11 protein-coding genes are annotated in these 12100 nt (G+C 64.8%); all 11 read right to left on the bottom strand.

What is annotated here, in order from left to right; genetic code table 11:
* Nucleotides 1-161 precede the first annotated feature (161 nt).
* Nucleotides 162-764, bottom strand: a complete 603-nt coding sequence (locus QZY07_RS22750) for a cation:dicarboxylase symporter family transporter (protein ID WP_295407891.1) — start codon at nt 762-764, stop codon at nt 162-164.
* 62 nt (nt 765-826) lie between these two features.
* Nucleotides 827-3766, bottom strand: coding sequence for an NHLP bacteriocin export ABC transporter permease/ATPase subunit (locus tag QZY07_RS22745; RefSeq protein ID WP_295407888.1), 2940 nt, complete (start codon nt 3764-3766; stop codon nt 827-829).
* 17 nt (nt 3767-3783) lie between these two features.
* Complete coding sequence (locus tag QZY07_RS22740) at nt 3784-5949, bottom strand: NHLP family bacteriocin export ABC transporter peptidase/permease/ATPase subunit (RefSeq protein ID WP_295407886.1); 2166 nt, start codon at nt 5947-5949, stop codon at nt 3784-3786.
* A 166-nt stretch (nt 5950-6115) separates the two neighbouring features.
* Nucleotides 6116-7393 (bottom strand): NHLP bacteriocin system secretion protein, encoded by a 1278-nt coding sequence (locus tag QZY07_RS22735; protein ID WP_295407883.1) that lies wholly within the window; start codon nt 7391-7393, stop codon nt 6116-6118.
* Between the two features lie 181 nt (nt 7394-7574).
* Complete coding sequence (locus QZY07_RS22730; protein WP_295407880.1) at nt 7575-8189, bottom strand: zeta toxin family protein; 615 nt, start codon at nt 8187-8189, stop codon at nt 7575-7577.
* Nucleotides 8186-8461, bottom strand: a complete 276-nt coding sequence (locus tag QZY07_RS22725; RefSeq protein ID WP_295407878.1) for a hypothetical protein — start codon at nt 8459-8461, stop codon at nt 8186-8188. The genes QZY07_RS22730 and QZY07_RS22725 overlap by 4 nt, the downstream gene beginning before the upstream one ends.
* Nucleotides 8458-9888, bottom strand: a complete 1431-nt coding sequence (locus tag QZY07_RS22720) for a SagB family peptide dehydrogenase (RefSeq protein ID WP_295407875.1) — start codon at nt 9886-9888, stop codon at nt 8458-8460. The genes QZY07_RS22725 and QZY07_RS22720 overlap by 4 nt, the downstream gene beginning before the upstream one ends.
* Nucleotides 9885-10115, bottom strand: coding sequence for a hypothetical protein (locus tag QZY07_RS22715; protein ID WP_295407872.1), 231 nt, complete (start codon nt 10113-10115; stop codon nt 9885-9887). Before QZY07_RS22715 ends, QZY07_RS22720 begins: the two co-directional genes overlap by 4 nt.
* Before the next feature lie 10 nt (nt 10116-10125).
* Nucleotides 10126-10548, bottom strand: coding sequence for a type II toxin-antitoxin system VapC family toxin (locus QZY07_RS22710; RefSeq protein WP_295407869.1), 423 nt, complete (start codon nt 10546-10548; stop codon nt 10126-10128).
* Nucleotides 10545-10823 carry a type II toxin-antitoxin system prevent-host-death family antitoxin gene (locus QZY07_RS22705; RefSeq protein WP_295407866.1) on the bottom strand — a complete coding sequence of 93 codons (279 nt, stop codon included), beginning with the start codon at nt 10821-10823 and terminating at the stop codon, nt 10545-10547. Before QZY07_RS22705 ends, QZY07_RS22710 begins: the two co-directional genes overlap by 4 nt.
* A gap of 105 nt (nt 10824-10928) precedes the next feature.
* Nucleotides 10929-12100, bottom strand: a 1172-nt coding sequence (locus QZY07_RS22700) for a YcaO-like family protein (RefSeq protein ID WP_295407863.1), incomplete at its 5' end; no start/stop codon positions are given.

The raw sequence follows: 12100 nt of genomic DNA, 5'->3' as shown, positions 1-12100 counted from the left end.
TGCCGGTCGGCGTTTGGTGCGCGGGCACCGGCAGTCGCCCGGCCTTGTACCAATTCCAGGCCGTGCGGTACGAGATGCCTTGCTGCTTTGCCCAAGTGCTGAGTTTCATGCAAAATAGAATAGCATTTTATTCTATGTAATACTACAAAAACTTCTAGCAGTTAGAACCCCTGATAGAGAGTCTCCAGCGTCTTGCTGAAGCCGTCCGACACGTCCTTCGGCACCCGGCCGACGGCCACGCCGAGCAGGATGGAAAACACCAGGATCTTGAGCGTCTCGTCCTTGGCCAGCGCCGCGAAGATGTTGGATGGCACCAGACTGAGCAACAGCGCTTCCAGGCCCAGCGTGGGCGGTTGCGGATCCGGGCCATTGAGTTCCATGGCGAGGTTGTTGGAGTCCAGGTCGCCGCCGACGATCGCGCCAAAGGTGTCCAGGGTTTCCCGCGGCAGATCGACGCCGGGCTGAAGCGCCAGCATGGTGCCAGCGCCGATCACGGCGGCGATGAGCGCAAACACCGCGAACACCAGCAGCACGCGGCCAAAGAGCCGACCGCCGCCGCCCTCTTGGATCAGACGTTGCGTGCTAAGGATGACCGCCGACAGCATGAACGGCAGCACGATCATCTTCATCAGATCCAGATAGAGGTGACCCACGAACGCGAGTTGCAGCGACAACTCGGGCAGATAGGCACCCAGCGCCAGACCTCCCGCCAGACTGAGCAGGATGATCCAGGGGTTTAACGCCAAGTTTTTCAGCCAGGTCATGAGAGTCATTCACCGTGAGTGCGTATCGGCCTGCAGAACCTTGTCGATCTCAAGCGGCCGCATTAGACCATCTGTCGCTCGGCCAAGCGCGCGAATGCCCCATCCGCCGCCATCAGCTCGGCATAACGGCCCGTCTCGACCAGACGCCCGTCGACCAGGACGTAGATCCTGTCGGCGTTGATGACGGTGCTGAGCCGATGGGCGACCACCACTCGGGTGACGCTCAAGCGCTCCAGGCTCTCGGTGACTACCGCCTGGACCCGGTTGTCGAGCGCGCTGGTCGCCTCGTCCAGCAACAGAATACGCGGGCGTCCGACGATGGCGCGGGCGATCATGAGTCGCTGCAACTGCCCGCCCGACAGTGAATTGCCGCCTTCGAGGATGACCGAGTGCATGCCCATCGGCATCTCGCGGATGTCATCGGCCAGACCGACCCGTTCCGCCGCCTCCCAGGCATCGTCCAGCGTACCGCCCACGGCGCCGACGATATTCTCATAGAGCGACCCCGGCAGCGGCTGCGAGCCTTGCAGCACCACCCCCATCTGCCGGCGCACCGCGACCGCGTCGAGGTGATCCAGTTGCTTGCCGTCGATCAGAATGGCGCCAGTCTCCAGGGTCTCGAACCCGAGCAGCAGGCGCATCAGGGTCGATTTGCCCGAACCCGAGGGGCCGACGATGGCGATCATCTCGCCGGGCGCGGCCTTGAGCGACACCCCGTCGAGGATCAGCGGACCCTCCTGGCGGTAGCGAAAACGCGCGCCGGAGACCTCCAGCGCGCCGGAGATGAGCCCCGGATGCTCGCGGCTCTCGACCGCTTCCGGGCAGGCGTCGAGCAGCGGGCGCGCCCGCTCCATCTGCGGCTGAATGGCCAGGAGCTGGGTCAGAACCTGGGTCATCTCGGTCATGCCCGCCGCGAAACGCTGAAAGGCGATCAGGAGCGCGGCGAAGGCCCCAAGCGCGACCAGCGACTCGGCCTCGGAGGGCTTGCCGATCGCCAGCACGAACAGGAAGAGGCCGGAGAGCGCGAAGACCTCGTTCAGCGTCGCCTGGGTCGCGCCCAGTCGTTCGGCGCTGATCCGGCGCCGGCGACCCTGCGCGAACAGGTCTGCCCAGCGCGCGAAGGCGCGGTCCTCGGCGGCCGCCAGGCGGATCTTGGTGACCCCCAGGATGAGTTGCAGCAGGGTGCTGTTGATCTCGCCGTTGATGGCCGCGAGCGGTCGCTCCTGACGCAGACGCCGCGCCAGCAGCAGGGCGCTGCCCGTCACATAGATGAGCACGGCCAGACTGGCCCAGAGCGCCAGGTGCGCGTCATACAGGAACATCAGCACGAAGCTGAAGACCGAGAAGACGCCGCTCAGGATGGCGTTGGCGCTGGCCGTGGAGATCAGGCTCTGGATCTGGGTAATGGCGCCCACGCGGGTGGCTAGCTCACCGGCGGAATAGCGCTGGAAGAAACTCAGCGGCAGCCGCAGCAGACGGTCCATCAGGGCCGATTGCAGCGCGCGGCCCAGGTGCGCCTCGATGCGCGCATAGCCGAGCAGGCTGATGTAGGTCAGGACGAAGCCGGTGACGCCCAGGACCGCGAGCAACAGGCCCATCTCGATCAAGAGCCCGGTTTCGTGGTCCGGAATCACCTGATCGATCATCAGCCCGGTCGCCACCGGGATCGCCATGCCGAGCAGACCCAGCATGGCCCCGGTCGCCAGGGTCGCGGTCAGATCCGGCGAACGCCCAAACAGCCCGAACCGGAAGAGATCTCGATAGCCGATGGAGCGGGCCGGCAGCGAGCCGCTCAACTGATAGGCCGTGTCGCCGACCCGCTCGAAGGGCGGCGGTGCGTCGCCCGTCGGGTCGATGATCCGCGGGCGTCCGCGCGCATCGAGCCGCAGCACCAGCGGCTGGCCGCTGTCGCGATCGAAACCGAGCAGGATGCCGAAATCGGAGGTCCACCAGCGGCGGCGCAAGCTGACCGCGCGCATGCGGAACCCGTTCGCGCGCGCCAACTCCGTGAGCGTCGGCGGCGGGCCTGTCCCGTCGTCGCCAGCGCTGGGCGGCAGACGCACCGCGAAGCCCTGATCCTGCCCGATGAGGCGTACCGCCGCGACTAGGGGCGGCTCGTTCAGCGGCTCGGTGATCCGGTCGGAGCGCACGTCCACCGCCGCCATCAATTGCCCCAGACCCTGCAATCGCTTGGCCGTGGTGGCGGTCAGGCGCGCCCGCAGACGGTTGTGTTCGTCGACATCGGCGAGACGCAGATTCATCACGCCGATCTCGAACAGCAGCCGGTGCAGCGCCGTCAGGCCCGTCCAGGCGGCGCCATCGAGCAGCGCCACGCGGGTGTCGACGGCCGCCAGCGCCTGGTCCTTCAGGGACATGAGCCAGCCGTCCGGAGACAGCGGAAACAGCCGTTCGGTCGCGTCCTCCGCCAGTTCCTGCATGTCGAGCAGCAGACAGTCGCTCGGCGTGACCCGGACCCAGCCCACCCCGCCGCGCACCGTGAAGCGTCGGCCAGCGCGCACCGAGAGGGGCGCGCCTGACAGCCCATCGCCTGAACTGGCCTCAATGGGCGTGATCTGGTGGTCGATGTCCGGGCGCGGGGTGACCCAGCGGGCCATGCCGCGCATCAGCGCCTGGACCCAGCGATCCAGCGCCGGCGCCACCAGCGCGGCGCCCTCGGGCGTAGCGGCGAGCCCTTCGATCGACGCAGGCGCGACCTCCAGGATCTCCGTGCCGATCGGCCCCAGCGCCAGCAGGCTCAATCCCATGCCGACCCGCGCCGAATCGATCCCCAGGATCAGTCCGCCCTGGGGCACCGTCGCGAAATAATGGCGCGCGCCGACCGATTCGCCATCGCGCAGCGCGACCAGAAAGAGTTCCACGCGGCCGTTCAGCACCAACGCCGCGCGGCCGGGGTCATCGAAGCGGCGCGGCGCGTTTCCGGCCAACCCATGGCGGGTGCCGAGCGGCGCGAGAGACTGCGCAAGCAGGGTTGAGTCGGTCACGAGTCCAGATCGATCCGTCATGTTTCAATCAACCGCCGATAGGCACCATCCCCGGCGATCAGCGCCTCATGGGTGCCGCGTTGCAGGATGCGGCCCCGGTCGAGCACGATGATCTCGTCGCAGTCGCGGATGCTGCTCAGACGATGGGCGATGATCAGGCAGGTGCAGCCGCGCCGCAGCAGGTTGTCGATCACCGCCTTTTCGGTCACGGCATCGAGCGCGCTGGTCGCCTCGTCGAGCACCAGGATCGAGGGATTGCCGACCAGCGCGCGGGCAATCTCCAGACGCTGACGCTGACCGCCGCTCAGGTTGCGTCCATTCTCTTCGAGCCGGGCGTCATAGCCGCCGGGCCGGGTCATGATCAGCGCATGGATCATGGCGTCCTCGGCGGCCGCGACCATCTGAGCGTGCGGCATGGTGTCGTCCCACAGGGTGATGTTGTCGCGGATGCTGCCCTCGAACAGCACGATCTCCTGATCGACCACGGCCAGCGAATTGCGCAGGATGTCGCGCGGCAGCTCATGCAGCGGCACACCATCGAAACGGATCTCGCCGGCGCGCGGTTCCATGAGTCCGGAGACCAGGCGGCCGACCGTGGACTTGCCGCTGCCCGAGGCCCCGACCAGCGCGACCCGGCTACCGGGGGCCATGTCGAGCGAGAACCCCTCGATCAACGGCGGCTCCAGCGGCGCATAGCCGAAGGCGATCGCATCCAGGGTGATCCGGCCGCTCAGGCGCTTCAGTCGTGTCGTGGTCGCGCGTTCCGGGGCCGTCGCGCTCCGGTCATCGAACTCGCTGGCCTGGGGGTAGCGCAGGGTATCGTCGATCTGCGCCAGGTTGCCGCGCTGATCCTGCAACTGAGTCGCCGCGTTCACTAGGGCCGCGACCGGCTGGGTGAAGAGACCCGCGATCACCGAAAAGGCCACCAGCATGCCGATGCTGAAGTCCTCGATCATGGTGTAGTAGCCACCCACCACCAGCACGGAGGCCGTCGTCAGGGTGGCGGTGAGCGTCTGGGTGGCCGCGATCAGGGCGGTCCGTTGAATGCTCTTCTGCTCGGCATTGACATAGAGGGTGTGCAGACCGGACCACTTGGCAAAAAAGAGGTCATCGGTGCCGGTCGCCTTCAGGGTCTCCATCATTCGCAGTCCCTGCATGACCTTGCTCTGCATCTTGACGAAGGCCATCGCGACCTTCTCCGAGACCTCCTTGAGCGACTCCTGGAGGACGCGAAAGAGCAGCACGTTGACGACCGACAGCCCCACGCAGATCAGCGTCAGGGTCAGGCTGTATTGCAACAGCAGCAGGGTCAGCAGCAGCAGCAGGGCCAGATTGATCGTGACCTCGGCGAGCATCCGCGACAGCCCATAGGCCAGCACATCGGCCAGACCGATGCGGCTGCTCACCATGCCGGCGTAGCGTTGCACGAAAAAGGGCACCGGCAGACGCAAGACATGCCAGACCAGCCGCGTCGAGAGGACGACGGACAGCCGCGCGCCGATCCGGGCGACCAGCGTCAACCGGAGATAAGAGAGCAGCGCGAGCAGCGGCACCATCACCGCGAGTACCGCCAGCAGTGGATAGACCCAGGCATCGAGCCGGCCGATCAGGATCTTGTCCAGATAGATCCGCTGCAGAGCCGGCATCAGCATCAGGAAGACCGCCATCAGCGCGCTGGCGAGCAGCACCAGCGCGATCGGACGCAGGGTGGTGCGGGTCATCTCGAACAGTCGCGGCAACAGCGGCTGCGGTCGCCCGCCGGGCTGGAAATCCGGTCCGGGCGCGAAGGCCAGCAGCATGCCGGAGAAAAAGCCGTCGAATTCCTCGCCGCTCAGCACCCGGCGCCCGCTCGCCGGGTCGTTGATCCGAAACCCCTGTTGGACGATCCCCTCGAACACCACGAAGTGGTTCATGTTGACGAAGAGAATGGCCGGCACCGGCAGGTTCGCCAACTCGGCCGGCTCGCGTCGCTGCCCCTTCGCCTCCATCCCCAGGGAGCGCGCGGCCTTCAGCAGATTGAGCGCCTTACTGCCGTCGCGCGAGACCCCGCAGAGCACCCGCAGTTCCTCCAGCGGCAGCCAGCGCCCATGATAGGCCAGCACCATGGCGAGCGCGGCGGCGCCGCACTCCAGCGCCTCCATCTGCAGGATGGTCGGGGTCTTGACCGGACGTTGAGGCTTCATTCTAGATCCGGCAATTGGAACCACAAAGGCGCAAAGGACGCAAAGAAAAACAAGGGTTTGAAATACTCATGATATTTACCAAGGGGTAAATGTCGTCATGGACACAAGGCACTGAAACCCTTTGCGTTCTTTGTGTTCTTTGCGGTTCAAAGGATCTTTACCAGATTCATCGTGTCGCGGCCCGATACCAGCCGAAGACATGATCGAAGACCGGGAACAGCAGGCTGATCAGGTGGGTGCGTCCGACCACCACCTCGGTCTGGGTCAGGATGCCCGGCTGGATGCTGACCGCCGGCCCCTTGCCGGACGACCAGACATAGCCGCTCGGGTTGACCGGGCTCGGGCGCAGCTCGACCTCGATCTCCAGCGGCGGGCCGTCGGCCAGAATCTTGTCCACCAGCACCTCGTTGCGCAGCCGGTTCATCAAACTGGCCCGGTTCGAGGGCAGCTCCGCGACCCGGATCACGGTGCCGAGCAGATAGCCGTCGAGTTCACGCTTGACGGTCGAGAGCGCGACCCGCGCCTCCATGCCGGTCTGGATGCGCTTGCCGTCGGCGGCGGGCACGAAGGCCATCGCCTTGACGCCGCGCGGATTGCCCTCAACCGAGGACAGCAGACGCGCGATCGCCTGCCCTGGGGCCAGCGGATCGCCCTCGCTGACGCTGACCTCGACCACCAGACCAGCCGCCGGCGCCCTCGCCAGGCGGTCGCGCTCGTACTCCCGGCGCAGATTCTCGGCCTGATCGCGCAGCAGGTCCGCCTGCATCCGGGCCTGATCGAGTTCTCGACGCTGTTGATTGCGCGTCGTCTCGTGCTCCACCTCCAGCTCCGTCATCTGGTTGCGGATCGTGTACATATCGTTTTCCAGCTCGCCTAGCCGCGCCTGGCTTTCGATCAGCGACTCGGTCGAGATCGCGCCCTTTTCGCGCAATTTCGACATGCCCTCGTTGAGCTTGAGCAGGATCTGGTGCTGCGCCTCCAGACTCGCCAGATGCTCCCGATAGGCGCGCAGCAGACGCGCCTCCTGTTCATCGGCCAGTCGCCATTGCGCCTCGTTGGAGCGCTGGAGCGCGTCCTGATAGTGGCGGGATTGTTCGGCCTCCGTGACGGCACTTTGCCATTGATCGAGCAGGTCGGGGCGTCGGATCTCGGCCACCGGCGCATCCTTGTCGACGACATCGCCCGGCCGCACCAGCAGGCGCTCGATCCAGCCGGTATCGGGCGAGGTCACGACCCCGACGCCAGCGGTCGAGAGCAGCACGCCCTCGCCGCCAACCCGCTCGGGCGCGGTGGCGAGGATGCTCCAGATAACGCCGGCAAGCGTCACCGCCGCGACCAGACTCAGACCCAGAACGTGCATGGGCCGGACGATCTCCAGCGACCGATCCAGCTCATCCGGATCCGTGACTTTGGCGAGCGCGGCCTGGCGAAAGAGCATGTTCATTAGAAGCGGTCGCGCAGTCCGAGGTCATGGTTCGACAAGGCTCTCCTGAGCGCCGCCGAAGGGCTCACCACGAACGGCTTCACGGAATGGCAGTGGGCTGGAAGCTGGCAGCTCATTTCAGAATTGCTCCGGCGGCCCCGACAGGGCGAACTCATCCACCGAGGTTTTCTCATGCATAACGTCACTCGTTTGCTTCAATAAGCCGTTGCGCAATGGCTCTCGCCCAGGGATTGATCTGTCCGTAGACTTTGATCAAGCGACCTTGAGAAGCTCTAAACAGGAGTTTTGCCGACGCGTTTTCCTCGGAATTGTCGTACAGGTAGGTTCGGTCAGCCAAACAGGCGGCCACCGAGCAGCAGGCGAGCGATCTGGTATAGCGACTGATGATTTTTGGAATCGGAACGTCATGCCCGCCTTCCATGACTCGCATGGCGACGCGCTTGGCGTTGATCGACGGATCATCGGTGCCGACAAAGAACAACCGAATGAAGAATCCTCTCGCACGCGCCCGACGGATGAACTCCAGTTTGTCCGGTGCGGACAGAACCGTCTCGAACGCCAAGCTTTCGCCATTTCGCAGACAACGTTCGCGAATGTCAGAGGCGCGCCGTGCGGCCTGAAGCACGGCTTCCGGGGCGTTCCAATCGCCAAATTCGTCGCGGGCGATCAAATCCGGGTTGACATAAACGCACCCAGACATCCAGGCATGCATCAGCAATTGTTCAGTAATCGACGTCTTTCCGGAACCGTTGGGACCGGCAACGATAATGATCCGGGGTTTCTCATGGTCGGTCATGCCGGTTGCCGATGCTCTTGGAGCGCATCCATCTCGTCCTGTAAAAGAGCCATCAGTTGTGTGCGCGCGACGTGAGCACGTTGACGCACCTCCACCGCGACAGACTCCATCAAGAATGCCAACTGTTCATCGGATGGCTCATGCAAAATATCGTTCAAATCAAAAACTGGCTGTGTCATGGCAGTTAGCGGCAAATTTGATTGCCATTGTTCCCAAAAAAAGTCGATGGTGTACGCTGCACGTTCCAGGCGACGTGCCGCAGCAGGATTCATTCAGCCCGGCCATCCGGCGGCCCCGACAGGGCGAACTCACCCACCGAGGTTTCCTCATGATAACGGGTTCCAGCGGCGGCGGCGAACCGCTCCGAGTCACCCGCCCCAAGCGCGCAGGGGGCGAGTCCCAGCGCCGTGGCGACCAGATAGAGCTGCTGATACATCACCCCGACATGCTTGAGGATGGCCGCATAGGCCATGCTCTCGTATTTCCAGGCCATGCGCGCGAAGCGCGCGGCCAGGGTGATGAGCACATCCGGCGGGATCTCCATCGCGGCGGCGCGCATGGCGTCGTTCACCAGCCCCTGGGTCGCGGCGCCCGGCGCGGCGATCCACTCCAGCTCGTGCGCGCCGGGATCATAGCGATAGAGCGCCGGCTCCAGGCCCGTGCAACGGGTGACGGTCAGATAGAGTTCCAACTCGTGCATGGCGCCACCGCCGGACACCGGCCGGAGGCTTGACGCGTACTGACGGGGATCGTCCGGATTGGCCGGACGGTGGCTCTGTACCCGCGCGACATGCCAGAGCAGGGTGCCGAGTTGCTCCAGGGTCAGCGGCTGGGCGCCGCCCTGACGGATCGAGCGGCGCGACTCGACCACCGCAAAGAACTCCGGTCCCGTCCGGCTTGGATCGGGTCTCGGCAGGACCACCCGCCTCCCCGGACCCGGTGGCTTAATGGCCGGCGCATGAGGCAGTTGATCGACAAAGCGGAAGGTGCCGCCAAACGGCGCGTCGTGGCGTCCCATCCGGCTGCGCGCATGGAACAGCAGGTCATGGGGCTCCCACTGACGCAGCGCCGGGTCGCGGTCCTCCGGGATGAGGCCCGCGTCATCGCAGACGAAGACGGCCTGAAGACTCATCAGCAGTTGAATGAGTCCCGCCGCCGTGGCCGGTGTCAGCTCGGGCGAGTCCGCCGCCAACGTCGCCGCCGTCTGCGGACTCGCCAGCACACCCAGAACGGCAGCCAGACGCCCGTCATGCAGGCGCAGACGGGCGTGACCCAACGGACATTCGATCAGCGTGTGCTCGCCGTCGCGGCGCAGCGTCGCGAAGCGCGACAGCCGATAAGGCGCCACCGAGTCGGCCTCCAGCGGCACGAGACGAAAGGCCGGGGTCATCGGCTCCAGGGTTGCCAATCGCTGTCCCTCCTGAACCAGACCATAGGACAGCAGTCCGCGCTGTTCCAGGCGATTCAGCAGGTAATACAAAGTCGCGCCCATGATCTCCGGCTCCGCCGCCTGAGCGCGCGCGATCAGATCATCGGCCAGCCCACCGGGCTCGACCAGCGATTGCAGCAGAGTGCGCGCCGCCGGACCGGGCGCGCGATGGCGCAACGCCGACTCCAAGCCTCGGGCGATCAACCAGTCCTCACCCTCGGTGAGGAGACGAGCGCCAGGGCAGAGGCGCAGATGGAAATTGGAATTCATCGGGATGAGTGTCCGCAGGTATTGATCGACAAGGCGATCTTTTCAAGAACCAGCGCCAGTTCAGCGCCCTTGGAAGGCATCACTGTGACGTCTTCATCCCGGGAAACATGCCTGTGGTGTGGAAAGGTGGCAACAATCAACATGCCGTCGCGCGTCCAGTTTTTCATGCCTTGAATTCTCACCAATAAAGCACTCGCTTCCCGCGCCACGGCGCGCGGTTTCGACATCGAAGTAGCTTCAACCGCATCGCATACCCAAAACGTCGGCAGCCTTGCACAGCCGGTCATCAAAACAGGCAAACCGAAGCTCTTCTTGCGTGGCTTGTCGCAGCAGGCTGGCTGCCGCCAGTTGAACGCTGTCATACCCGCGTAGCGCAAAGGTATCGGCATACTCGCCCGCGAGTTCCACCAGAGGCTGGGTGACTTCGATGATCGCGTAATAGGGCCAGTCATTTCGTAGACGCTCGCGTACCTGATCGATCATCGCCAAATCGACTGGATGTTCGCGGATACGCCGTGCCAGAGCGGCCATGCTTTCCGCCCAGGCGATCCGACAGACCGCGATCATCGAGGCCGCTGCCGCGAGCGATTGCATCTCGTCGCTGCGGGCCTCCAGCAGATAGAGCTTGATGAGGGCGGATGTATCGCAAAACAGGATCACCGACGGTCATCCAGCAACATCTGACTGACACAGCAACCCGTTGGGTCTAGTTGCAACGGAGGCGCGAACCTTGGTTTGCCGCCGCTCCATGAGAGCGTTCCATGATCGATCAGTTCGCCTAATCCTTGATCCAAACCGGAATGCGTCATGGCTGGAATCCCGATAATTCTGGCGATGGGTCTTTGGTGTGAAATCACTTCGATCACCTCTCCCGCTTGCGCCTGGGCAAGAATGCGCAACAGATTGGACTTGAGATCACGCACGGCAACGAGCATGGCGTCACTCCGGATGTTTGACTTCGACCGAGGGGGCCGAGTTGCTCCCAATCAGGCTGGATCAGGGTTTTGAATACTGCTTGGTCAGGATGAACCGCACCCCGCTCAAAAAAAGATCGGAATCGGATTGAGTTCATCCTCGGTCAACGCCCGTTCCAGCCAGCCCATGGCCACCGGCACCTCGTACAACCGCCCCGGCGCGAAGCGCGCCCAGAAATGGCGCAGCCCCGGCACGATCACCTTGACGACCGGCATCCTGACATCGGCGCGGGTCTGATCCAGCACCAGCACCTCCATTCCGCGCGACTCGACGATGGCGCGGCAGGTGGCGATGTCCGCGAGCAGATCGCCGCTGTGACGCTTGGGAAAATCCGCCAGCGCGCGCGGCGGCGTGGCCGGATCGGGGGCCAGATAGGGCTGATTGTCCAGGGTCGCCGTGGTCAGCCAGTGCCGCGTCTCGGCATCCTCGATGGGCAGTTCGCCCGCCTCCTGGCCCTCGCTTGCCAGACCCAGCATCTGGTTCATCTCGGCGAAGGCGCGTTGCAGCGCGATCCGCGCATCCAGATGACACCCCAGACCGAACAGCAGGCGCTCCTGGGATCCGTCGCGCAATCGCGACACCGCGACGAAGGCCGGAATCCCCAGGTCGCTGGTGACATCCAGCGCCCAGGTATCGCGCCCGAGTCCGTCGTAATGCTCCGCCAGATCCAGCAGATAGGGCTCGCCGAAACTCGCGATCTCGACGCCCGGCACACGCCGCCGGTTGTACCACCAGAGCGCCACCGCATCGCGTTCGACCAGCTCGAACAAGCCCTGCAACACCGCCTCCTCCAGGTTGTTGCCCGAAGCGTTGCCGTTGGAGCAACCCATGGCGAAGAAGCGGTCGCAGTCCGCGCTGGCGGGCGAGGCGAAATAGAGCAACTGGGTCGGCAGGTATGTGTACCCTTCCTGCGTCAGCGACCACACCGGCGTCCAGTCGATCGGCAAGGTCTCGTCGAGCGGCTCGGGGACGCGGTTGAACTTGGATTCTTTCGCGTTCCAGGCATCCCGTTCGGCCAGTTGGCGCGCGCTGTAGCCCATCACCGCGTTGGGGTGGATCACCGCGTCGCCGTGGCGTTCGCGCATCGCGCAATGACTGGCGGTGATGATCGTCTCGTCGCCCTGCCGCCCGCCGCTGTAACGCTCGATGGCCTCGCACAGCGCGCTCGCCTTGGCCTGCGTCTCGGTCACCCCCTTGCCCGCGCTGGCATTGCGCAGACCGCGCTTGAGATGCGCGA

The sequence above is a fragment of the uncultured Thiocystis sp. genome (genome assembly GCF_903866365.1).
Lineage (GTDB): Bacteria > Pseudomonadota > Gammaproteobacteria > Chromatiales > Chromatiaceae > Chromatium.
The sequence above is the reverse complement of the archived record's forward strand: the minus strand, read 5'-3'. Positions and strand labels throughout refer to the sequence as shown.

Excerpts from the sequence above, each read along its gene's own strand:
- QZY07_RS22750 (WP_295407891.1), bottom strand. The coding sequence starts at position 764 with ATGACCTGGCTGAAAAACTTGGCGTTAAACCCCTGGATCATCCTGCTC.
- QZY07_RS22740 (WP_295407886.1), bottom strand. The coding sequence starts at position 5,949 with ATGAAGCCTCAACGTCCGGTCAAGACCCCGACCATCCTGCAGATGGAG.
- QZY07_RS22735 (WP_295407883.1), bottom strand. The coding sequence starts at position 7,393 with ATGAACATGCTCTTTCGCCAGGCCGCGCTCGCCAAAGTCACGGATCCG.
- QZY07_RS22730 (WP_295407880.1), bottom strand. The coding sequence starts at position 8,189 with ATGACCGACCATGAGAAACCCCGGATCATTATCGTTGCCGGTCCCAAC.
- QZY07_RS22725 (WP_295407878.1), bottom strand. The coding sequence starts at position 8,461 with ATGAATCCTGCTGCGGCACGTCGCCTGGAACGTGCAGCGTACACCATC.
- QZY07_RS22720 (WP_295407875.1), bottom strand. The coding sequence starts at position 9,888 with ATGAATTCCAATTTCCATCTGCGCCTCTGCCCTGGCGCTCGTCTCCTC.
- QZY07_RS22715 (WP_295407872.1), bottom strand. The coding sequence starts at position 10,115 with ATGTCGAAACCGCGCGCCGTGGCGCGGGAAGCGAGTGCTTTATTGGTG.
- QZY07_RS22705 (WP_295407866.1), bottom strand. The coding sequence starts at position 10,823 with ATGCTCGTTGCCGTGCGTGATCTCAAGTCCAATCTGTTGCGCATTCTT.